Annotated in this window: 21 protein-coding genes; 13 read left to right on the forward strand and 8 right to left on the reverse strand. The window is 69.0% G+C overall.

Going from position 1 to position 20,725, the window contains the following annotated elements:
• Window positions 1–154 precede the first annotated feature (154 nt).
• Complete coding sequence (locus DMH03_RS31640) at window positions 155–499, forward strand: WGxxGxxG family protein (RefSeq protein ID WP_125795655.1); 345 nt, start codon at window positions 155–157, stop codon at window positions 497–499.
• Between the two features lie 29 nt (window positions 500–528).
• Here the strand turns inward: DMH03_RS31640 and DMH03_RS31645 are convergent, their stop codons facing one another.
• Window positions 529–1,254 carry an SDR family NAD(P)-dependent oxidoreductase gene (locus DMH03_RS31645; protein ID WP_125795656.1) on the reverse strand — a complete coding sequence of 242 codons (726 nt, stop codon included), beginning with the start codon at window positions 1,252–1,254 and terminating at the stop codon, window positions 529–531.
• Between the two features lie 93 nt (window positions 1,255–1,347).
• On the opposite strand from DMH03_RS31645, the gene DMH03_RS31650 reads away from it, so the two are divergent.
• On the forward strand, window positions 1,348–1,911 hold the full coding sequence (locus DMH03_RS31650; protein WP_125795657.1) for a MarR family winged helix-turn-helix transcriptional regulator: 564 nt from the start codon (window positions 1,348–1,350) through the stop codon (window positions 1,909–1,911).
• A gap of 8 nt (window positions 1,912–1,919) precedes the next feature.
• Here the strand turns inward: DMH03_RS31650 and DMH03_RS31655 are convergent, their stop codons facing one another.
• A complete protein-coding gene (locus DMH03_RS31655; RefSeq protein ID WP_125795658.1) occupies window positions 1,920–2,771 on the reverse strand; it encodes a hypothetical protein in 852 nt (283 codons plus the stop codon).
• Between the two features lie 298 nt (window positions 2,772–3,069).
• Between DMH03_RS31655 and DMH03_RS31660 the strand changes: the two genes are divergently transcribed.
• The 5 genes from DMH03_RS31660 (at window position 3,070) to DMH03_RS31680 (ending at window position 7,057) form a co-directional block, all read left to right on the forward strand.
• Window positions 3,070–3,366, forward strand: coding sequence for a YkvA family protein (locus DMH03_RS31660; protein ID WP_125795659.1), 297 nt, complete (start codon window positions 3,070–3,072; stop codon window positions 3,364–3,366).
• A gap of 100 nt (window positions 3,367–3,466) precedes the next feature.
• Window positions 3,467–4,789 carry a M20/M25/M40 family metallo-hydrolase gene (locus DMH03_RS31665; RefSeq protein WP_125795660.1) on the forward strand — a complete coding sequence of 441 codons (1,323 nt, stop codon included), beginning with the start codon at window positions 3,467–3,469 and terminating at the stop codon, window positions 4,787–4,789.
• Window positions 4,789–5,676: an alpha/beta fold hydrolase gene (locus DMH03_RS31670; protein WP_125795661.1), complete on the forward strand. Its 888-nt coding sequence runs from the start codon at window positions 4,789–4,791 to the stop codon at window positions 5,674–5,676. The genes DMH03_RS31665 and DMH03_RS31670 overlap by 1 nt, the downstream gene beginning before the upstream one ends.
• A gap of 40 nt (window positions 5,677–5,716) precedes the next feature.
• Window positions 5,717–6,313 (forward strand): helix-turn-helix domain-containing protein, encoded by a 597-nt coding sequence (locus DMH03_RS31675; RefSeq protein ID WP_125787694.1) that lies wholly within the window; start codon window positions 5,717–5,719, stop codon window positions 6,311–6,313.
• Entirely contained in the window at window positions 6,314–7,057 is a 744-nt protein-coding gene (locus DMH03_RS31680; protein ID WP_125795662.1) for an SRPBCC domain-containing protein, read from the forward strand.
• On the opposite strand, the gene DMH03_RS31685 is transcribed toward DMH03_RS31680, so the two are convergent.
• The 3 genes from DMH03_RS31685 to DMH03_RS31695 all read right to left on the reverse strand — a co-directional run bounded on the left by DMH03_RS31685 (window position 7,050) and on the right by DMH03_RS31695 (window position 9,360).
• On the reverse strand, window positions 7,050–7,271 hold the full coding sequence (locus DMH03_RS31685) for a DUF5703 family protein (RefSeq protein WP_016334446.1): 222 nt from the start codon (window positions 7,269–7,271) through the stop codon (window positions 7,050–7,052). The two genes, DMH03_RS31680 and DMH03_RS31685, sit on opposite strands and share 8 nt — an antisense overlap.
• A complete protein-coding gene (locus DMH03_RS31690; RefSeq protein ID WP_125795663.1) occupies window positions 7,268–8,281 on the reverse strand; it encodes a YncE family protein in 1,014 nt (337 codons plus the stop codon). The genes DMH03_RS31685 and DMH03_RS31690 overlap by 4 nt, the downstream gene beginning before the upstream one ends.
• Before the next feature lie 113 nt (window positions 8,282–8,394).
• Window positions 8,395–9,360: an aldo/keto reductase gene (locus DMH03_RS31695; RefSeq protein WP_199746780.1), complete on the reverse strand. Its 966-nt coding sequence runs from the start codon at window positions 9,358–9,360 to the stop codon at window positions 8,395–8,397.
• Window positions 9,361–9,497: 137 nt separating this feature from the next.
• On the opposite strand from DMH03_RS31695, the gene DMH03_RS31700 reads away from it, so the two are divergent.
• From DMH03_RS31700 to DMH03_RS31715, 4 genes are all read left to right on the forward strand, one after another.
• Entirely contained in the window at window positions 9,498–10,544 is a 1,047-nt protein-coding gene (locus DMH03_RS31700; RefSeq protein ID WP_125795664.1) for an LLM class F420-dependent oxidoreductase, read from the forward strand.
• A complete protein-coding gene (locus tag DMH03_RS31705; RefSeq protein ID WP_125795665.1) occupies window positions 10,544–11,383 on the forward strand; it encodes an undecaprenyl-diphosphate phosphatase in 840 nt (279 codons plus the stop codon). Before DMH03_RS31700 ends, DMH03_RS31705 begins: the two co-directional genes overlap by 1 nt.
• A gap of 264 nt (window positions 11,384–11,647) precedes the next feature.
• The gene (locus tag DMH03_RS31710) at window positions 11,648–12,358 is read left to right on the forward strand and encodes a histidine phosphatase family protein (RefSeq protein ID WP_125795666.1); all 711 of its coding nucleotides are present in this window, start codon (window positions 11,648–11,650) and stop codon (window positions 12,356–12,358) included.
• Between the two features lie 102 nt (window positions 12,359–12,460).
• Complete coding sequence (locus tag DMH03_RS31715; protein WP_125795667.1) at window positions 12,461–14,503, forward strand: M3 family metallopeptidase; 2,043 nt, start codon at window positions 12,461–12,463, stop codon at window positions 14,501–14,503.
• Between the two features lie 54 nt (window positions 14,504–14,557).
• Here DMH03_RS31715 and DMH03_RS31720 read toward each other — a convergent pair whose 3' ends face one another.
• Window positions 14,558–15,781: an aminotransferase class V-fold PLP-dependent enzyme gene (locus DMH03_RS31720; RefSeq protein WP_125795668.1), complete on the reverse strand. Its 1,224-nt coding sequence runs from the start codon at window positions 15,779–15,781 to the stop codon at window positions 14,558–14,560.
• Here DMH03_RS31720 and DMH03_RS31725 point away from each other — a divergent pair.
• Window positions 15,780–17,162, forward strand: coding sequence for a PLP-dependent aminotransferase family protein (locus DMH03_RS31725; protein ID WP_125795669.1), 1,383 nt, complete (start codon window positions 15,780–15,782; stop codon window positions 17,160–17,162). The genes DMH03_RS31720 and DMH03_RS31725 overlap by 2 nt on opposite strands.
• A gap of 18 nt (window positions 17,163–17,180) precedes the next feature.
• Here the strand turns inward: DMH03_RS31725 and DMH03_RS31730 are convergent, their stop codons facing one another.
• The gene (locus tag DMH03_RS31730; protein WP_125795670.1) at window positions 17,181–17,810 is read right to left on the reverse strand and encodes a hypothetical protein; all 630 of its coding nucleotides are present in this window, start codon (window positions 17,808–17,810) and stop codon (window positions 17,181–17,183) included.
• Between the two features lie 70 nt (window positions 17,811–17,880).
• Window positions 17,881–19,677, reverse strand: a complete 1,797-nt coding sequence (locus DMH03_RS31735) for a right-handed parallel beta-helix repeat-containing protein (protein WP_125795671.1) — start codon at window positions 19,675–19,677, stop codon at window positions 17,881–17,883.
• Window positions 19,678–19,765: 88 nt separating this feature from the next.
• Here DMH03_RS31735 and DMH03_RS31740 point away from each other — a divergent pair, with 88 nt between their 5' ends.
• Window positions 19,766–20,635, forward strand: a complete 870-nt coding sequence (locus DMH03_RS31740) for a TetR/AcrR family transcriptional regulator (RefSeq protein WP_125795672.1) — start codon at window positions 19,766–19,768, stop codon at window positions 20,633–20,635.
• Window positions 20,636–20,725: the final 90 nt, after the last annotated feature.

Below are 20,725 nucleotides of genomic sequence, written 5' to 3' on the forward strand. Positions count from 1 at the left end.
CTGGTAGCCGGTCACCGCTGGATGACCGGTGGCCGGTCGTCTAATCCGGAAGACAACCTTGTGGGTGACCTTCGAGGAGACCCGAGTGTGGACGCCCTCGGTGCGGGTACGCAGACGCCGATGATCGTTTGCCACCGAAGGGAAGGATGATCAAATGCGGCACAGGGGAGCGAAAGTCGTCTCCGCGTTCGTGGCCTCCGGCGCCATCGCCCTGACCGGAGCGATTCCGGCGTCCGCGATGCCCGAGCCCGCCGTCGCGACGCAGGCAGGGCAGCAGGCCGACACCGACCCGAACGACGGGAATGACAGGAATGACTCCGACGGGAACAGCGGTCTGTGGGGCCTTCTGGGCTTGGTCGGACTTTTGGGCTTGGCAGGCCTGGCCCGTCGTGGGCCGAAACCGGGCGCGATGAACGGCTACCCGGCCGCGGGTTCCGGGGCACCGCCGGCGAACACCTATCCGCCCGCCGAACCGCGACGGAACCCGCCGGGCGCCTGAGCACTATCGGAGGTCGCTCCTCGGCCCCTTTACCTGGTCGGGTGGGCGCCGCCGTTGACCCCGAAGGTCTGCCCGGTGATGTGCCGGGCACCGGCGGAAGCAAGGAAGTGCACCGTTTCGGCGATGTCGTCGGGAATACCGGCACGTCCGGTACTGGTCGCCTCGATCAACTGCTCGGCCCGCTCGGCGGGGAGCTTGTCCCGGAAGAACTCGGTCTCGCGGATGTAGCCCGGCGCGACCACGTTCGCGGTGATCCCGCGGGCGCCGAGCCGCCGCGCCAGGTCGATGTTCCACGACGCCAGCCCGGCCTTGGCCGCGCCGTACGATCCGGCGCCCTGGTCGGCGGCGATGGACCCGATGTGGATCACCGATCCGCCTTCGGCCAGCCTGCTCTCGACCGCGGTGGTGGTCAGCACCGCGCTGATCAGGTTGGCGTCCAGGTTGGCCCGCCAGCGCGCGAGGACCCCGGCGAGCCCGTCCTGGTCGGGGAGATCGAAGTCGGTGTTGCCGCCGGCGTTGTTGACCAGCACGTCGATCGGCCCGTCCAGTTCGGCCAGCGCTGAGGTCACCTGGTCGGGATCAGTGCTGTCGCAGACGACTGGCCGGACCGACGCGCCCAGTTCGGCCGCGGCCGAGACCAGCGCTTCCTTGCGCCGTCCGGTGATGTGCACGACGGCGTCCGACGCCGCGAACCTCGCCGCCACCGCCTTGCCGATGCCGGTGCCCCCACCTGTGACCAGGATCGTCCGAGTCATTCAGCCTCCTTCGAGGTCGCCGTTCCCACTCACGTTTAGGTCTAAATGATAGGCTGTGAGTCGTGCGGCCGACAACCGCGATGGAGGTCTGGGATGAGTGCAGCGGCCGGAAACGTCCCCACCCCGGACGCCGCGGACGAGATCGAGGCGGCATGGCGGCGCGAGCGGCCCGGTACGTCGACGGAGTCCATCGGCATCGTGACCCGGGTGTGGCAGCTGGCCAAGTTGTTCGGTGAGGACCGCCGCCGCGTCCTCTCCGACTCCGACGTCGATCCGGCCACCTTGGACCTGCTCAGCGTGCTCCGGCGTAGTTCCCCGCCCTACTCGCTGACGACCAGGGAATTGGCCAGGTCGACCCTGGTCACGGCGGGCGCGATCTCCCAGCGGGTGGCCCGAGCGGAACGGGAGGGGCTGGTCGAGCGGCACACCGAACCGCCAGGTCGCAGCGTGTACGTGACACTGACCCCGGCGGGACACGCACTGGTGGAGCAGACCGTCGATCGGGTACTGGAGCGGGAACTCGAACTGGTTTCCGGACTGAGCGACGAGCAGCGGGCCCAGCTCGCCTCACTGCTGCGGGTGCTCCTCGGCGAGGTCCAGAGCCGCTGCGGCGATCACGGCGTCTCCCACGTGGGCGATCTCGGTCAGGCGCGCTGAACCCGATCTCACGAGCTCAGTCGAGCCGTACGGGCGGGCTCCTTGGCCTGAGAGGCGTAGTGGGCGGTGACGATCGCGCCCGACATGGCCAGGATCAGGCCCGCGACCGTGAACGTGGCGAAGCCGTCGCGGACGCGGTCGTCGAGGAAGACCAGGCCGATGATCGAGGACAACGCCGTATTCGTGGTGAACATGATCGCGTTGACCGCCGTCGCCCCGCCCTTCTGCAGGGCGAGGGCGAACGCGACCGCCGCGGCCAGGCCGTTGAGGATCATCGCCCACACGGCCGGTTCCGCCAGAATCGCCCAGCCGGACGACGGCAGGTCCAGGGTGCGTGCGGAGACACCGACCACGCTGAACCCGACCCCCGTCGCGAAGCCGAGCACCTGCGCGGCCCAGGGGCGATCGAAGCGCCGGAAGTACCAGGCGATCGCTCCCACGACCAGCGCCATCGCGGGCAGAACCCAGCGCCACGCCGCCGGAAGCACCTTGGCCGGACCCGGCTGCGCCGACAAGCCCAGCAAGATCAGACCGACCGCTCCGACGCCCAGCGCGGCCCAGCCCGCCGTGGCGAGGCGGGTGCCCATGAACGCGGAAATCGCCGCCGTCACGCCGACGCTGAACGCCAGCACCGACTGGACCAGGAACAACGGCAGCCGTTGCAACGCGGCCGCCGCGCAGGCGAAGCCGACCAGGTCGACGCCGATGCCCGCGAAGTAAACCCATTGGCGCCGCAAGTGCACCAGGTCCAGTGCGCTGCCGCCGTACGCGCCCGCGCGGCGGACACCGATCGACTCCAGCACCGAACCACTACCCGAGGCCACCGCCGCCAGCAGCGCGAGGACGTATCCGACGATCACCCCCGCAGTCTGTCAGCCACGCTTCGGCGCCCTTGCCGGTCACCCGCCGTGGGGTGGGCCTTCACACAAGCGGTCTTCAAGCCGGTCAAGGCACGTGGGTGACCGCGTGAGACTTGCCGAGATGACATGATGCAGCCTTGCTCTCGGCTGCCGAGGAGGTCGTTCGCCCGGCGCGCGGCGGCGATCGTGTGTATCGCCCGGCCGAGGTGCTGAATCCGGTGGCGGAAGCACAGCAAGATCCGTGTCGCGGCCATGCCTGCGAATGGTGACAGTGTCGTGGTGACGAGAGAGGGATCATATGGAGTCTCTGTGGACGACGCTTGGTGCCGTGGCCGTGGTGGTGGTCGTCGTCCTCGTTTTGGTCGCGCTGTTCCTCGTGGTCAAGCTGGTGCGGAAACACCGTCAGGTCCATCAGCCGGGCACGCCGGTGCCGACCAAGGCCGCCTACTGGATTTCCCTCGCCTACACCGTTTTCCCGTTCGACCTGTTGCCCGACCCGGTGTACTTCGACGACATCGTGGTCCTGACCAGCGGGCTGGTCTACGTCAGCAGGTCGCTGACCAAGAAGGCGCGCGACGACCGCCGGGCGAACTGAAACACGGTCGGCCCTGGGCGCGGCCAGAGTGGACCGCCACCCGCCGTCCACCCGATGGTGGCATCCGGTCGGCGGGCTCTGCCAATGGTAGGAATGCCTGGTGACCGAACCGAATTTGATCGAAGCAGCCGCCGAAGAGGCAGTCACGCTCACCAGTGAACTGATCCGCATCGACACGACCAACACGGGTGATCCCGACACGCTGGTCGGTGAACGCGCCGCGGCGGAGTACGTCGCCGAGAAGCTCACCGACGCGGGCTACGAGATCACCTATGTCGAGTCCGGCGGCAAGAACCGCCACAACGTGATCGTCCGGTTGCCGGGCGCCGACCCGTCGCGCGGCGCGCTCCTGATCCACGGTCATCTCGACGCCGTCCCGGCCGACGCCTCGGAGTGGTCGGTCCACCCGTTCTCGGGCGCGATCCAGGACGACTACGTCTGGGGCCGCGGCGCGGTCGATATGAAGGACATGGTCGGCATGGCGCTGGCGCTGGCCCGCCACTACAAGCTCAACGGCATCGTTCCGCCGCGTGACCTCGTCTTCGCGTTCCTCGCCGACGAGGAAGCGGGTGGCAAGTACGGCGCGCAGTGGCTGGTCGAGAACCGGCCCGAGCTGTTCGAGGGCGTCATCGAGGCGATCAGCGAGGTCGGCGGGTTCTCGATCACGCTGAAGGACAACGTCCGCGCGTACCTCATCGAGACGGCCGAAAAGGGCATCCGCTGGATGAAGCTGCGGGTGCGCGGCACCGCCGGCCACGGTTCGATGATCCACCGCGACAACGCCGTCACCAAGCTGTCCGAGGCCGTCGCCAGGCTCGGCAACCACCGCTTCCCGCTGGTGATGACCGACTCCGTGCGCGAGTTCCTCGACGGCGTCACCGAGATCACCGGCTGGGACTTCCCCGAGGACGACATCGAGGGTTCCGTCGCGAAACTCGGCAACATCTCCCGGATGATCGGCGCGACCCTGCGCGACACGGCGAATCCGACGATGCTCACCGCCGGGTACAAGTCGAACGTCATCCCCTCGGTCGCGGAGGCCTCGGTCGACTGCCGGATCCTTCCCGGCCGTCTCGAGGCGTTCAACGCCGAACTGGAGGAGATCCTCGGCCCGGACATCGAGAAGGAATGGATGGAGCTGCCGCCGGTCGAGACGACCTTCGACGGCGCCCTCGTCGATGCGATGACCAACGCGGTCCTCGCCGAAGACCCGGGTGCCCGCACGCTGCCGTACATGCTTTCCGGTGGCACGGACGCGAAGTCGTTCCAGTCGCTCGGTATCCGCAACTTCGGGTTCGCGCCGTTGCAGCTGCCCGCGGACCTCGATTTCTCCGCGCTGTTCCACGGGGTCGACGAGCGTGTCCCGGTCGAGGCGCTGAAGTTCGGCGTGCGCGTGCTCGACCGCTTCCTCCGCTCGGCCTGATGCCCGGTCTGCTGGCCGCCGACGGCACACCCCTGCACTTCGAGCGCTGGGGTGATCCGTCGGCGCCGGTGACCGTGGTGCTCCTCCACGGGTACGCCCTCGACAGGCGGAGCTGGCGCGGCATCGCGCCGGTGCTGGCCGAGGCGTCCGAGTCTTCGGAGGAACCGATCTCGGTGGTGGCCTACGACCAGCGCGGCCACGGCGAATCGGGTGAGGTCCGGGCCGCGTCGGCCACCATGGGGCAGCTCGCCGACGATCTGGCCGAGGTGCTGGAAAAGGTGATTCCCGACGGCCGGGTCGTCCTGGTCGGCCATGACATGGGCGGCCTCGCGATCCTGTCGCTCGCCCAGCGCCATCCGGACGTCTTCGCCGCGCGGGTGGCGGGAATCGGGCTGCTCGCCATGTCCGCGGGCGGGGTCACCCCGGACGCGATCTGGCCGAACGCGCTCGGGAAACTCGGCCGGGACCTGGAGATGGTGTTCGGGTCGAAGCTGATCGGCCTGGTGCGGGAGCATACGAGCAAGGCCGTGACCGCGGGACTGCGATGGTGGCTCTTCGGGGACGACCCGGTGCCCGCCGACGTCGAACTGACCGTGCGGATGATCCGCGGCAACTGGCCGCAGACGGTGTCCGCGTTCCGGCCGGCCTTGGACGCCTATACGCGGGAATCGGCGTTGTCGCAGGTCGGCGCGGTGCCGGTGACCGCGATCGTGGGGGAGCGCGACAGGCTCGTTCCCACGGCGGACGTCGAGGAACTGGCGGGCGCCGTGGAGAACGGGACGTCCGTGGTGCTGCCCGGCGTCGGGCACGTGGTCCCACTCGAGGCGGCTCCGCAGGTGGTGCCGCGCCTGCTCGCCCTCGTGACCGAAGCACGCCGACAAGCTTGACGTTCTTGACAATTTCTCTTTTCGGTGGCACCTTCTTGCCATGTTCTCCGTTGCGGTGATCGAGGACGCGGAAGCGGCCGAAGTGTCGCTGGATCCCGTCCGGGCCCGGCTGCTCGCCGAACTCGCCGAACCGGCGTCGGCCACGATGCTGGCCGCGCGGATCGACCTGCCGAGACAGAAGGTGAACTACCACCTTCGCGCGCTGGAGAAGCACGGGCTGGTCGAGCTCGTCGAGGAACGGCGCAAAGGGAACGTCACCGAGCGCATGATGCGCGCGACGGCGTCTTCGTACGTCATTTCACCGACGGCGCTTTCGGCCGTGCAGCCCGATCCCGCCCAGTCGCCGGACCGGCTGTCCGCACGCTGGCTGCTCGCCGTGGCAGGCAGGCTGGTGCGCGACGTCGGCCTCCTGATCACCGGTTCGACGAAGGCGCGCAAACGGGTCGCGACCTTCGCGATCGACGGCGAGGTGCGGTTCTCGTCGGCCGCGGACAGGGCCGCGTTCGCCGAAGAGCTCACCGTCGCGATCACGAACCTGGTGAGCAAATACCACGACGAAGGCGCCGAACAGGGCCGCGACCACCGGATCGTCGTCGCCGTCCACCCGAGCGTCAAAACCGAGCCCGAGGAGCGCTGAATGGGCCACGAATTCGAGCTCACCGACCGCCTCGAGGTCGACGCGACACCGGAACAGGTCTGGGACGCCATCGCCACCGGGCCGGGGATCACGTCGTGGTTCATGGGCCGCAACGAGGTCGACGGCGGCGTCGGCGGCACCGTGAAGACCGCTTTCGGCGGCTACGAACCCACGTCGGCGATCACGGCGTGGGACCCGCTGGAACGGCTCGTCTACGGCACGGAACCCGGGCCGGACGGGCGATTCGTCGCCTACGAATTCCTCATCGAGGGCCGTTCCGGCGGCAGTACCGTGCTGCGGACCGTGACGAGCGGCTTCCTGCCGGGCGACGACTGGGAAGACGAGTTCGAGGCGATGACCGCCGGCGGTGAGCTGTTCTTCCGCACCCTGGTCGAGTATCTCAACGGCTTCGCGGGCAGGCGGGCGGTGCCGGTCACGGTGTTCGGGCCGGTGATCGGGGACTGGGACAGCGCGTGGCTGACGCTCGGCCGGGAACTGGGCCTTGCCGGGCGGCCGGAAACGGGGGACAAGGTCCGCCTGTCCACCGGCGCGGTGTCCACTGTGGACGGCGAGGTCTATTGCGCGAACGGGCAGACGGTCGGGATCCGGACCGGGGACGCGCTCCTCAGGTTCGTCCGCGGTTTCGCCGGTCCGATGGTCGCGATGCATCACCTGTTCGGCGACGTCGACTCCGCGGAACAGGACGCGCTCTGGGCGGGCTGGCTCGGCCGGGTGTTCAGGTGATGAGGCCGGGCAGGGGAGTGGCGGTGCGCTTGCGGCGCAACCACACCCTCCTGGTCCCATCGGAGTAGAGCCGGACGGTCGAGAGTTCCCATCCGGCGAATTCGGCGTGGATCGACAGCTGCGTCGCCGCCGCCCGCCGGGAAACACCGGGAGGCAGTTGCAGCCGCCGGTACTCCCAATCCCCTTCGACCACCGCCTCGTCCACAACTGTCATGGCGTGATCACCTGGATCCCTTCTCCGATGGCCGAGCCGACGACCACGCGGCCGCTCTGCTCGTCGACGGTGACCGAATCTGGCTGCCGCACGGTGGGGAACCGGTGTTTCTCGATCGGCTCCCCGCCGCGGACGTCGAAGCCGACGACCTCGTTGCGTCCCGTGAGCGTGACCCACACGAGGCCACGCGGGCGGTCGTAGGCGAGGCCGTACGCCCCGCCGGGAACGGGATAGCGCTGGCGCAGCAGCAACGGCGTCGTGGAGAACGCCAGCAGCGCGCCCGCGCGCGCGTCGGTGACGAAAACGCGACCGAGATCGTCGGTGACGGCGTTGGCCGCGCCGTCGCCGGCACGAAGACCCTCGCCGATCTTGCCTTCGGTGAGGTCGACGGCGAACAGGGCGGTGCGCAGTTTGTCGAGCACGACCACGCCGTCGCCGGTGTTCAGCACGTCGTCGGCGCTGTAGATCTGGCCGGTGATGGTCTTCGGGCCCGCGTTCTTCGTCAGTACCTCGACGACCTTGCGGTCGCGGACGGAGACCAGCGTCGCGTCGCCGCCCGCGAGCCCGGCCGACGGCTGCCCCGCGACCGGAACCGTCTCCAGCGCGCCACCGGGCAGGGAGACCTTCGCCAGCAGGCTCTTGCCGGGAACGCTGGCGAGCACCTGGGACCCCGACACCGTGAGCCGCTCCGCGGGACCGGGCAAGGCCACGGTCGTCTTCGGAGCGTCCAGAGCGGCGAGATCGTAGATGCGCAGCGAGGGCGGCTCCGAGACGGCGACGACCAGCGTCTTGCTCGCCTCGTCGGTCGCCAGCGCCTTCACCCCCGGCCCGGCGAACACCGAACCGGCGGGTTTGGTCGTCACCGCGGGGGAGACCGCCGCGGTGACCGCGACGGGGTTCTGCACGATCTGCAAGGTGTCGTTCGGTGTGTCGTCCGTACTACAGGACGAGAGCACCAGGGCACCGGCGAGCGGGATCGCGATCCGGGAAACGGCGGACAGCCGACCCACCTTGGTGCCTCCACCTGCTACTCGTCGGACGGACCTGTCCAGCATCCTCCAGGAACTCCACCACGTCACGTCTGCGTCACCCAACAGTCACCTAATCCAGTATTCGAGACGGCTCACAGGCCGCGTTCCGGGTATCCGACCTCGATCGCGCTGACGTCGTCGAGCGCCGAGCGGATGGCGGGCGGGAGCATGATGTCCTCGGCCGTGAGCGAGCCGGTCAGCTGACCGGTGTCACGGGCCCCGACCACGGGCGCGACCACTCCGGGCCGGTCTCGGACCCAGGCCAGCGCGACGGCCAGCGGCGAGGTCCCGAGGCCGTCGGCGGCCGTCGCGACCGCCTGCACGATCCGGGCCGCGCGTTCGGTCCGGTGATGTTCGACATAGCCCGCGAAAACACTCGAAGCGCCGCGCGAATCGGCGGGGGTGCCGCTGCGGTACTTGCCGGTGAGCACGCCCCGGCCGAGCGGTGCCCACGGCAGGAGCCCGATGCCGTGGTGTTCCGCGGCCGGGACGACCTCGCGATCGACGCCGCGCTCCAGCAGCGAGTACTCGACCTGCGTCGAGACCAGCGGGGCGGCGGCGGAACTGCGGGCGGCGGCGGTCGCCAGCTGCCAGCCGGAGTAGTTGGAGACGCCGACGTAGCGGGCCTTGCCGCTGGTCACGGCGTACTCGAGGGCGCCGAGGGTCTCGTCGACCGGCACGGTGGTGTCCCAGGCGTGCAGCTGCCACAGGTCGATGTGGTCGGTGCCGAGCCGTCGCAGCGAACCTTCGAGCGCGCTCAGCAGGGCACCGCGTGAGGCTCCGCCGCCGAACGGGCCATCGGTGCGGCGGGCGACGGCCTTGGTGGCGAGCACGATGTCGTCACGCGGGACGAGGTCGCCGAGCAGAGCGCCGAGGACGCGTTCGCTCTCGCCCTCGCCGTAGATGTCGGCGGTGTCGACCAGGGTGCCCCCGGCGTCGACGAACGCGACCAGCTGGCTGGCCGCCTCCTCCGAGTCGGTGTCGCCACCCCACGTCATGGTCCCGAGGGCCATCCGCGAGACCCGAAGTCCCGACCGGCCGAGCTGTCGCTTTTCCACGACGGACGAGCCTAGCCGGAAGGCAAGTGGGTGACGCGGAGCAGGTCAGCGTGTCGTGATCGAGTACCACCGTGCGGGTCATCGCCGTGTCAACACCCTGAACGGAGGAGTGACACTCCGATGGATACATTCACGCCGTGCGACTCGGACTGAACTTGGGCTATTGGGGCGCGGGAAACGACGCGGCCAACCTGGCATTGGCGAAGAAAGCGGACGAACTCGGCTACGCGGTCGTCTGGGCCGCGGAGGCGTACGGTTCGGACGCGCCGACGGTGCTGGCGTGGGTGGCGGCGCAGACCTCACGGATCGACGTGGGCAGCGCGGTGCTGCAGATCCCCGCGCGGACACCGGCGATGACCGCGATGACCGCCGCGACCCTGGACACGCTTTCGGGTGGCCGATTCCGCCTCGGCCTCGGCGTTTCCGGCCCGCAGGTGTCCGAAGGCTGGCACGGGGTGAGGTTCGCGTCGCCGCTCGGCCGCACCCGCGAATACGTCGAGATCGTCCGCAAGGCGCTGAGCCGCGACCGGGTCCGCTACGACGGCGACCACTTCCAGCTGCCGCTGCCCGACGGGCCCGGCAAGGCGCTGACCCTGACCGTGCACCCCATGCGCGAAGAGATCCCCGTGTACCTGGCCGCCATCGGCCCGAAGAACCTCGAACTGACCGGCGAGATCGCGAACGGCTGGCTGCCGGTGTTCTACTCGCCCGAGCACGCCGGTGAGCAGCTGAAGCTGATCCAGGCGGGGGCCGACAAGGCCGGGCGCTCGCTCGACGGCTTCGACGTCGCCCCCACCGTCCCGCTCGTGGTCGGGGACGACTGGGAGGCCTGCGCCGACGCGGTCCGCGGCTACGCGGCGCTGTACATCGGCGGGATGGGCAGCCGGGAGAAGAACTTCTACAACCAGCTCGCCTGCCGGATGGGCTTCGAACGCGAAGCGGCCGACGTCCAGCAGAAGTACCTGGGCAAGGACTACGCGGGCGCCATGGCGGCCGTCCCGCTCGAGTTCATCGACGCGACGTCGCTGCTCGGCCCCAAGGAGCGGATCGCCGACCGGATGCGGGCCTTCGCCGAGTCCGGCGTCACGACGCTGACCGTCGCGCCGTCCATGCCGGATCCGGAGGGCTCCGCACGCGCCCTCGAGATCGCGGCCGAAGCGATCGAACTGGCCGGTGTCGCCTGATGGGATGGTTCGAAGCACTGGTCCTCGGTCTCGTCCAGGGCCTCACGGAGTTCCTGCCGATCTCCTCCAGCGCGCACCTGCGGATCACCGCGGCGCTCGCCGGCTGGGACGACCCGGGCGCCGCGTTCACCGCGGTGACCCAGATCGGCACCGAACTCGCGGTCATCCTGTACTTCTCGACCAAGATCGGGAAAATCCTCCGCGCCTGGTTCTTCTCGATCTACAAGAAGGACTGGCGCCGCGACCCCGACGCCCGGCTGGGCTGGCTGATCATCGTCGGCTCGATGCCGATCGTCGTACTGGGCCTGCTGCTGCAGGACGCCATCGACGAAACTTTCCGTGACCTGCGGATCACCGCGACCACGCTGATCGTGTTCGGGCTCATCCTGCTGGTGGCCGATCGCATCGGGAAGCAGCAGCGCACGCTCGACCACCTGACCGTGCCGCACGGCCTCGGCTTCGGGTTCGCGCAGGCGCTGGCGCTGATCCCGGGCGTCTCCCGCTCCGGCGGCACCACCAGCGCCGGGCTGCTGCTCGGCTACACACGCGCGGAGGCGGCGGAGTACTCCTTCCTGCTGGCGCTGCCGGCGGTGTTCGGGTCGGGTCTGTACAAGCTGACCGACATCGGCAAGGACGGCGCCCCGGCTCAGTGGGGGCCGACGATCCTGGCGACGCTGGTCGCGTTCGGCGTCGGCTACATGGTCATCGCCTGGCTGATGTCGTACATCAAGACCAAGAGCTTCGTGCCGTTCGTGATCTACCGGCTCGTGCTCGGTGCCCTGCTGTTCGTGCTGATCTTCACCGGCGTCCTCGACCCCGGCGCGGGGCCGCACCTGTAACCGTCGCGCCGGCTGCGGTGGTTGCCCGGACCGGGCCATCGCCACGTTTGCCCCACGTGCATCAGTGGTCACAGCGGCTGCGCGTGAAGGCCCCTTCCCTCGGCTCAGCCGAGGAAACTCGACCTTCACACCTTGCGGAAGTACATGAAGGACCCCTTCACTGCGCCAGGCGCAAGGAAGGGGGCCTTCATGTACCTCGGGCGGGCAAGGGCACTGGTGCCGAGTCGGTCAAGCGGGCAAAGCAAGGCACGTAGGGTGGGCCACGTGAGTACTGTGATCCTTCTGCGCCACGGCAAGTCCACGGCGAACGGTTCGGGTGTCCTGGCCGGGCGCACGCCCAAGGTCGGCCTGGACGACACGGGCCGGGCACAGGCGGCCGCGCTCGTCGAGCGGCTGGCGCCGGTCCCGCTCGCGGAGCTGGTGGTCTCGCCGATGCTCCGCTGCCGTCAGACGGTCGCGAAGCTGGCCGAGGCACGCGGGATGGACAAGGTCAAAGAGCCCGGCTTGTCCGAAGTGGACTACGGCGAATGGACCGGTCGCGCGCTGAAGGATCTGTTCAAGGAGCCCTTGTGGCGGGTCGTGCAGGCGCATCCGTCGGCCGCGGTCTTTCCCGGCGGCGAAGGGCTCGCCGAGATGCAGGCCCGGTCGGTCGCGGCCGTCCGCGCGCATGACGCCAGGATCACCGCGAAACACGGGGAAGACGCGGTGTGGCTCTTATGCAGTCATGGCGATGTGATCAAGGCGATCCTCGCCGACGCGCTCGGCCAGCATCTCGATTCCTTCCAGCGCATCGTGGTCGATCCGGCGTCGGTTTCGGTCGTCCGGTACACCGAGACTCGTCCGTTCGTGTTGCGCGTCAACGACAACGGCGGCGACCTGGCCGGTATCGCACCACCCGAACCCAAGGCCAAAGCCAAGCGGGGCAAGGGAAAGCGGAGCTCCGACGCGGTGGTGGGCGGTACCACCGGAGCGTGACCACCGCCGTCGGTGGCGTCACGCCACGGACGGCATCCACCGGCCCCTCGCTGCCCGTAAGGTGGCCAGACCAGCAGATTCGACGACCCGGGAGCAACACCGATGATTTCGCAGGACAACCCGTTCGCCGCGCCGAGTGAGCTGCCCTACGCCCTTCCTCCGTTCGACCGGATCGCCGACGAGCACTTCCTTCCCGCCTTCGAAGCGGGCTTGGCCGAGCACGCCGCCGAAATCGACGAGATCGCGAACTCGGCCGAGCCGCCGACCTTCGAGAACACCATCGTCGCGCTCGAGAAGTCCGGCAGGCTGCTGTCCCGCGTGTCCAGCGTCTTCTTCAACCTCGCCGGATCGAACGCGAACGACGAGATCCAGCGCGTGCAGGCCGAGATGGCGCCGCGGCTGGCCGCGCACGCCGACGCCATCAACCTGAACCCGGCGCTGTTCGCCCGGATCAACACCCTGTTCGAGCGCAGGCAGGAACTCGGTCTCGACCCCGAGTCGCTTCGCCTGCTGGAGCGTCACCACACCGACGTGCGTCGCGCCGGCGCAGGGCTTCCCGAGGCCGAGCAGAAGCGCCTGCGTGAGCTGAACGAGCAGCTTTCGACCTTGTCGACCAAGTTCCAGCAGAACCTGCTCAAGGACACCAACGAACTCGCCGTGGTCGTCGACGACGTCGCGGAGCTCGCGGGACTGGGCGAGGCCGAGATCGCCACGGCCGCCGAGACCGCCGGCGAGGAGGGCAAGTACGTCCTCAAGCTGACCCTGCCGACGGCGCAGGCCGCGTTGGCCTCGCTGGAGGACCGCGCCTTGCGCGAGCGGATCTTCACCGCGTCGGTGTCCCGGGGCAACCGGGGCAACGAGTCGGACAACAACGAGATCGTGGCTCAGCTGGTCCGCTTGCGCGCGGAGCGGGCGGCGGTGCTGGGCTTCCCCGACCATGCTTCGTACGTCATCGAAGACGAGACCGCGAAGACCGCCGAGGCCGCGGTGGGCCTGCTCGAACGCCTCGCCCCGGTCGCGGTCGCCAACGCCAAGGCCGAAGCCGAAGAGTTGCAGCGCTACCTCGAAGCCGACATTCCTGGCGCGGTCCTGCGGCCGTGGGACTGGGCGTTCTACGCCGAACGCGTCCGCAAGGACCGGTTCGACGTCGACACCGCGGCGCTGCGCCCGTACTTCGAACTGAACCGGGTGCTCACCGACGGGGTCTTCTTCGCCGCGTCCAAGCTGTACGGCCTGAGCTTCACCGAGCGGGAGGATCTGCCGAAGTACCACCCGGAGGTCCGGATCTTCGAGGTCTTCGACGCGGACGGCACGGAACTCGGCCTGTTCCTGCTCGACTACTACGCCCGCGACTCGAAGCGCGGCGGCGCGTGGATGAACAACTTCGTCGACCAGACGAAGCTCCTGGGCACCAAGACGGTCGTGGTGAACGTGCTCAACGTCGCCAAGCCACCGTCCGGCGAGCCGACCCTGCTGACCTTCGACGAGGTCGACACCGCGTTCCACGAGTTCGGGCACGCACTGCACTCGCTGCTTTCCGGCGTCAAGTACCCGATGTTCTCCGGCACCAACGTGCCGCGTGACTTCGTCGAATACCCGTCGCAGGTCAACGAGATGTGGATGCTGTGGCCCGAGGTGCTGGCCAACTACGCGAAGCACCACGTGACCGGTGAGCCGCTTCCGCAGGAGCAGATCGACAAGCTCTTGGCGTCGCAGCAGTACGGCGAAGGCTTCTCGACCACCGAGTACCTCGCGGCGGCCCTCCTCGACCAGGCGTGGCACGCGCTCGGCACCGAGGACCACGTCGAGGACGTCCAGCGGTTCGAATCCGAGGCGCTGACGAAGGCGGGTGTCGCGCTGGAGGCCGTGCCGCCGCGCTACCGCACCACCTACTTCGCGCATATCTTCAGCGGCGGCTACAGCGCCGGGTACTACTCCTACATCTGGAGTGAGGTCCTCGACGCCGACACCGTCCAGTGGTTCCGCGAGAACGGCGGGCTGACCAGGGAAAACGGTGACCACTTCCGTCGTGAACTGCTCGGCCGGGGCGGCAGCGTCGATCCGATGGCCGCCTTCCGCGCGTTCCGCGGCCGCGACCCGGAGATCGAGCCGCTGCTGAAGCGCCGCGGCCTCGCCGGGGCCTGATCCCTGACGGTTTCCCTGCCCGGACACCCCCAGTGCCCAGGCAGGGAAACCGCGTCAGGCGGCGAGTTCGGCGACGGCTGCGGCCACGTCGTCCACCTCTTGTTCCGTGTTGTAGTAGTGCGGGCTCAGCCGCAGGCACCAGTCGACGTCCTTGTCCCCGAAGTCGAACTGCGCGAACTCGCGATAGCTGAGCGCCGAGTTGATCCGCCGGGCGTCCATCGCCGCCTTGAACGGCACGGCTTCCCAGCTTTTGATCGAGAACGTCACCAGTGCGCCCAGTCGCGGGCCGCGGTCGAGCACCTCGACCCCTGCGATGGCGCCGAGTCCGTCCCGCAGCCTCGCCGCGAGCGCGGGGGTGCGCCGTGAGATCGCCTCCAGGCCGACCGCACGGGCGTACTTCGCGGCCGCGGCGCAGCCGAGCACCGTGGCGTACGGGAACTCCCATTCCTCGAACCGGGAGGCCGAAGCCGCGGGTTCGTACTCGCCGGGCGCGCTCCAGCGGGCGCCGTGCATGTCGATGAACAGCGGCTCGTGCCCTGCTTCGAGGAACCTGTCGGAGACGAACAAGAACCCGGAGCCACGGGGACCGCGCAGGAACTTGCGGCATGTCGAGGTGAGCAGGTCGGCGCCGATCTCCTCCACGTCGATGGGGTACTGACCGACCGACTGACAGGCGTCGACGAGATACAGCAGACCGAGTTCCCGGCAGTGCCGCCCGATCTCGGCGACCGGCTGGACCAGCCCCGAGTTGGTCGGAATGTGCGTGGCGGCGACCAGTTTCGGCTTCTTCGCGCGCATCAGGGCGGCCATGGCCTCGACGTCGACACCGCCTTCCGGCCTGTCCGGCGCGTGCACGACCTCGACGCCGAACCGTTTCCGCAGGGACAGGAACGCGATCTGGTTGGAGATGAAGTCGTTGCGGGTGGTGAGCACGACGTCGCCGGGTTCGAACCGGATCGAGGACAGCGCCGTGGAATAGGCGTGGGTGGCGCTCGCCGCGAAGGCGATGTTGTGCGGCCGCGCGTTGATGAGCGCGGCGATTTCGCGATAGAAGCCGTCGACCTCGGTCGCGCGGGCGGCCGCGGCCTCGTAACCGCCGATCTCGGCTTCGAGATTCAGGTGGTCGAGCATCGCCGCGAGTACCGGCTTCGCCAGCAGTCCGCAGCCCGCGTTGTTGAAATGGACGACCTTGTCGCTGCCCGGTGTGTCGGCGCGCAGTGCCGGAATGTCCAGTAGTGATTCCGTGCGATGTTCAGTAGCACTATCATGTTCCTTCATGTCGGATAGTAGCACTTCCGCACTTGTCCTCCAGTTGCGTTCGCTGATCCGCGCGGCTGCGGCGGGGGACCGGCTGCCCAGTAGTCGCGAGCTCATCGAGCGCTACCGGGTCGGCCCGGTGACGGTCTCGCGCGCGATCGCCCTGCTCGCCGCCGAGGGCGCCGTCGTGACGCGCCCCGGGAGCGGGACGTACGTGGCGACGAAGCCGTCGACGGCGGGCGAACCGCTCGATACGGCATGGCAGACCGTCGCGCTGACCGACCGCAGCGTCGACACCAGATCCCTCACCGGCACCCTCGGCCCACCGCCGGACGGCGCGATCCTCCTCGACGGCGGCTATCCGCACCGGTCGCTGCAGGCGACCCGGTTCCTGAGCGCGGCACTCGCCAGGGCGGGCCGCCGTCCGGACGCCTGGGATCGCGCGCCCGCCGCCGGGCTGACCGCGCTGAGGTCGGTGTTCGCGGGACCGGCCGGTGCGTCTCCGGACGACGTCCTGATCACCGCCGGCGGGCAGAGCGGGCTCTCCATGGCGTTCCGGGCCATCGCGGCGCCAGGAAGCCCGATACTCGTCGAATCACCGACGTACCCGGGAGCACTCGCCGCCGCGCGGGCGGCGGGACTCCGCCCGGTGCCGGTGCCGATCGACGACGACGGGGTCCGCCCGGACCTGCTGGCCGAGGCCTTCGCGATGACCGGAGCCCGGCTCTTCTACTGTCAGCCCACCTTTCACAATCCGACCGGCACCGTGCTCGGCCCCGAACGCCGCACCCCCGTGCTGGAGGTGGCACGGGCGGCGGGCGCTTTCGTACTGGAGGACGACTTCGCCCGGCATCTCTCGCACGGGACCACGGCGCCGCGTCCGCTGATCACCGACGACCGCCACGGCACGGTCGTCCACCTGACGTCGGTGACGAAAGCCGCCGCACCGAGCCTCCGGATCGGCGCGCTGATCGCACGGGGACCGGTCCTCGACCGGATGAAGGCGATCCGGCGGGTCGACGACTTCTTCGTCTCCCGTCCGCTGCAGGAGGCGGCCCTCGAACTGCTCAGCGCGCCATCCTGGGAGCGTCACGTGCGGAAACTGGGTGCGGAATTGCGGGAACGATGCGGAAAAGCCGCCGCGGTACTGGCAGGGGAGTGTCCTGAGTGGACTGTCACGCGGCTTCCCGAGGGAGGGCTGCACCTGTGGGTGCGGCTACCGGCGGGGAGCGACGCGAACGCACTCGCCCGCACCGCGAGAGAGCGAGGTGTCGTGGTCGGGGCAGGGGAGCGGTTCTTCGCGACCGAGCCGTCCGGACCGTTCCTTCGGCTGGGATTCGCCGCCGCTGCCGACATCGCCGAACTCACCGAGGGCATCCGACGACTCAACCAAAGTGTATAACGGCCTATACGGCGCGGCTCAGGCCAAAATCGCTTCCAGCAGCAGAAAAACACCACCGCCGAGGACGACACCAGCGACCATGCCGACCGTGACCTCGGCCTTGGTGTGATCGCCGAGTTCGACGCGGGACCAGCAGACCCAGCCGACACCGAGGAAGACGAGTGCGAGCCAGGGACCGTAGACGCGGATCAGCATCACGGCCGCGCCGGCCGCCACCATCGCGTGCATCGAGATCTTGAACTTCCAGCCGAAGGTGATCGCGAGCGCGGCGACCAGGCAGACGAGTTCGGCGGCCGCGAGCGCGATCATCTCGTGCGGGGCGCCACCGGCGATCAGGACGACGAATCCGGCGGCCAGTGAGCCGATGCAGACCGCGAACGGGACGAGCCGTCCGGCCCGATCGGTGACATGGTGGCTGTCCCACTTACCTTTCCGGGCGCCGCGCACGATCACGGCCATCGGGATCAGCGAGCCGGTGACACCGACGATCAGGCCCCACAGCACCGTCTCGCCGAGGTGCTGACCGGTGACCTTCCAGGCGACGATCAGCGGGAGGCCGAGCACCCAGACCCAGGGGGCGAGCACCTCGGTCGCGACCCGCGCGAGGTGGCGGCGGGTCCCTGGCGCTTCCGTGGACTGGGACGACATGGCGCGTGGTCTCCTCGGGGATCGTGGCCGGAGCGGCTCCTGCCGGACTCGCGTCCGGCAGGAGCGACGATCATCGTCGCAGACCCCGGCGGCCCGCCCGCGCGAGGATGTCGGCGCCCGCCGGGACCGCCTTGATCGCCTCGTCGAAACTCTCCTTGGGCAGCAAGGTGTTCCCGGCCACGGTCACCGTCTCGGGCGGGGTGTCGTAGCCGTCGGGAAGGACGTCCCAGAAGTTGCCGATGAAGGCGACGTTCTCCATCGGCGGGCCCACCTGGAGGACGATCGGGGTGTCGGCTCGGTGGACGATGTTGCCGAGGACGGTGATCCACGCGGCGCCGTAATCGGCGTAGAGGCCGAAGTTGTACGAGGTGAGGACGTCGCGGATCACGTTACCGCGGACCATCGCCCCGCCGGCGAACGACGAGCCCTGCGGTGCCGAGAGGTAGATCCCGCCGCCGTCCATCAGCTTCCCCATGCTGCGTTCGACGAGGTTCGAGATCACCTGGCTGCCACTGGCTCGCTCGCCGCCGGTGATCACGATGCCGTTGTGCGGGACGTCGTGGATCTCGTTGTGGGCCACGGTGGTTTCTTCGGACTCGACGACGAGGACGGCGGGGGAGCCGCGGTACTCGGTGGCGATGTGGTGGACGAGGTTGTCCTCCACGGAGACCCGGGTGCTCGTGTGGACGGCGATCCCGCTCCCCGAGATCTCGTCGAAGACGTTCGCCCGGATCTCGACGTCGATGCCGTCCTCGATCAGGAGTGCCCCCGCGCCGAGCCGGGTGAAGTGATTGCCCTCCAGCGTGACCCGGCGGGCCGAGGTGAGACTGACGTTGGCGGGCAGCTGCACCGGCTCCGCGGGCACGTGGACGTAGCCCACGTCCGCGCCGAGGTCGATCTTCTGGAATTCGCCCCGCTCGTGGCGGGCATTGCCGTGATAGTGCAGGTAGCCGCCGGTTCTGGTGGGGCCGGACCAGGCCGCGTCGGTGAAGGTGAAGCCGCGCAGCACGAGGTCGTGCACGCCCTGTCCGCTGACGAGCGTCTCCAGCGCCGGCGCGACGACTCGGGTCTTGCCGATCTCCTCACCGGGGCGCGGACGGTAGTGGAGGACGTGGCCCGCCGGGCCGGTGCTGACGGCGAAGGTTCCCGGCTCGGTCAGGAAGGCCACGTTGTTCTCGAGTACGGAAGGCGCGGCGAGGCCGTCCCAGGTGCCGTCTCCGCCGGCGCCGTACCACTTGGAGTCGTAGAGGGACTTCGCGTGGTCAAAGGCGGGTTGGGCCATGGTGATCGTGGACGAGGAGGCGTCACCGGAGATCGACGCGACCGCGAGCCTGGCCTCGGACCACGGGTAGACGCCGGGGTACACGAACTCCAGTCCGGACGGGTCCGGCCACGATTGCGGTTCCGTGCTGTCCGTGACGTAACCGGTCGCTGTTTTCGTCACGCTCCCCGGAAGACCGTCCTTGCTGGCCGCTCGTGTGGCGGGGTGGCCGTCGATGGTGAGACGTCGCGGTGCCAGGTCGCCGATGGGTGCCGTCCAGACGCCGTCGTCACCAGCGGTCCAGCCGGTGATCACGCGGCCACCGCTCACTTCGACCTCGGCCTGATCAGGTGTTCCGTAGCCGTGGACCTGGTAGATCACGCGGAACCCGTTCATGCCGGAATCGCCGAGCGCGTCGTCGAAGGCAAGGGGTTCTTCGAGGTGATGGACGCCTGCCGTGAAGGTGACGATGACGTCGCCGGTCATCCCGGCGGTGACGGCGCGGACGGCCTCTTGTGCTGCTTTCGGAGTGGCGAAAGGCTGATCGGCGGTGCCGGACCAGTCGTCTCTGCCGTCGGAGGACACGAAGAACCTGATTTCAGGCATGCTGAAGCGCTCCTGCGAGAGGTTTATGGGATATACTGAGGTTTATCAGCTAAACACGTTCGAGTGATGAGAGTCAAGGAGCAGGCCGGTGGCGGAAGACGACACGCAGCCGGATCCGGAGCGCGCGATCGAGCTGCTGTGGGGCGCCGCCGAGCCGGAGCGGCCCGGCTTGAGTCTCGGCCGGATCGTCGCCGCGGCCGTCGAAGTCGCGGACGCCGAGGGGCTCGCCGCGCTGTCGATGCGCAAGGTCGCGGAACGGTTCGGCACCACCACCATGTCGCTCTACCGGTACGTCCCCGGCAAAGCGGAGCTGGTGGAACTCATGCGTGACGCGGTGTACGGCGAGTTCCCGATGGAGCCCTCGGACGGGCTCGGCTGGCGAGCGGGCCTGGAACGCTGGGCGCGGCGGGCATGGGAGATGCATCGCCGTCATCCGTGGCTGGTGCACAGTGCCGGAACCCGCCGCCTGCCGGGGCCGAACATCATGGCCGGATACGACCACGCGCTCGATGTTGCGTCTCGGACCGGCCTGGCGCCGGCGCAGGTGATCGCGGTGGTGAACCTGGTGGGCGGATTCGTCGAGTCCGTCGCGCGTCAAGCGGGGGAGACCGCCGAACTCCAGCGGCGCACAGGTGTGTCCCATGAGCGCTGGTGGAGCGAGCGCGAGTCCCTCTTTGAGCGCCTGGACGGCTATCCGGCCCTGGACAGGCTGTGGAAGGCCGGGGGAATGGACGTGCCGCTCGACCCCTTCGACTTCGGATTGCAGCGCACCCTCGACGGCGTCCAGACGCTCGTCGACAGCCAGGGGAGTGAGGTAATGCGTGACGAAATTGGGGGAGGGGAGTGCGTCATGTGCGGTAAACCGCTGGACGGGGGAGGGCGGGGCAGGCCGCGGGACTACTGCTCACGGGCTTGCCAGCAGCGCGCTTACCGCAAGCGGCAGGCTCAGCCGGACTGACCTGGTCGTTTTGAAGTGTATAACGACCTATTCAGCGCGACAGCGAGCAAGATCAACTTTAGTCAAATAATAAAACCCGCAAAGAGTGTC

It is taken from the genome of Amycolatopsis sp. WAC 01376 (assembly GCF_003947415.1).
Classification (GTDB): domain Bacteria; phylum Actinomycetota; class Actinomycetes; order Mycobacteriales; family Pseudonocardiaceae; genus Amycolatopsis.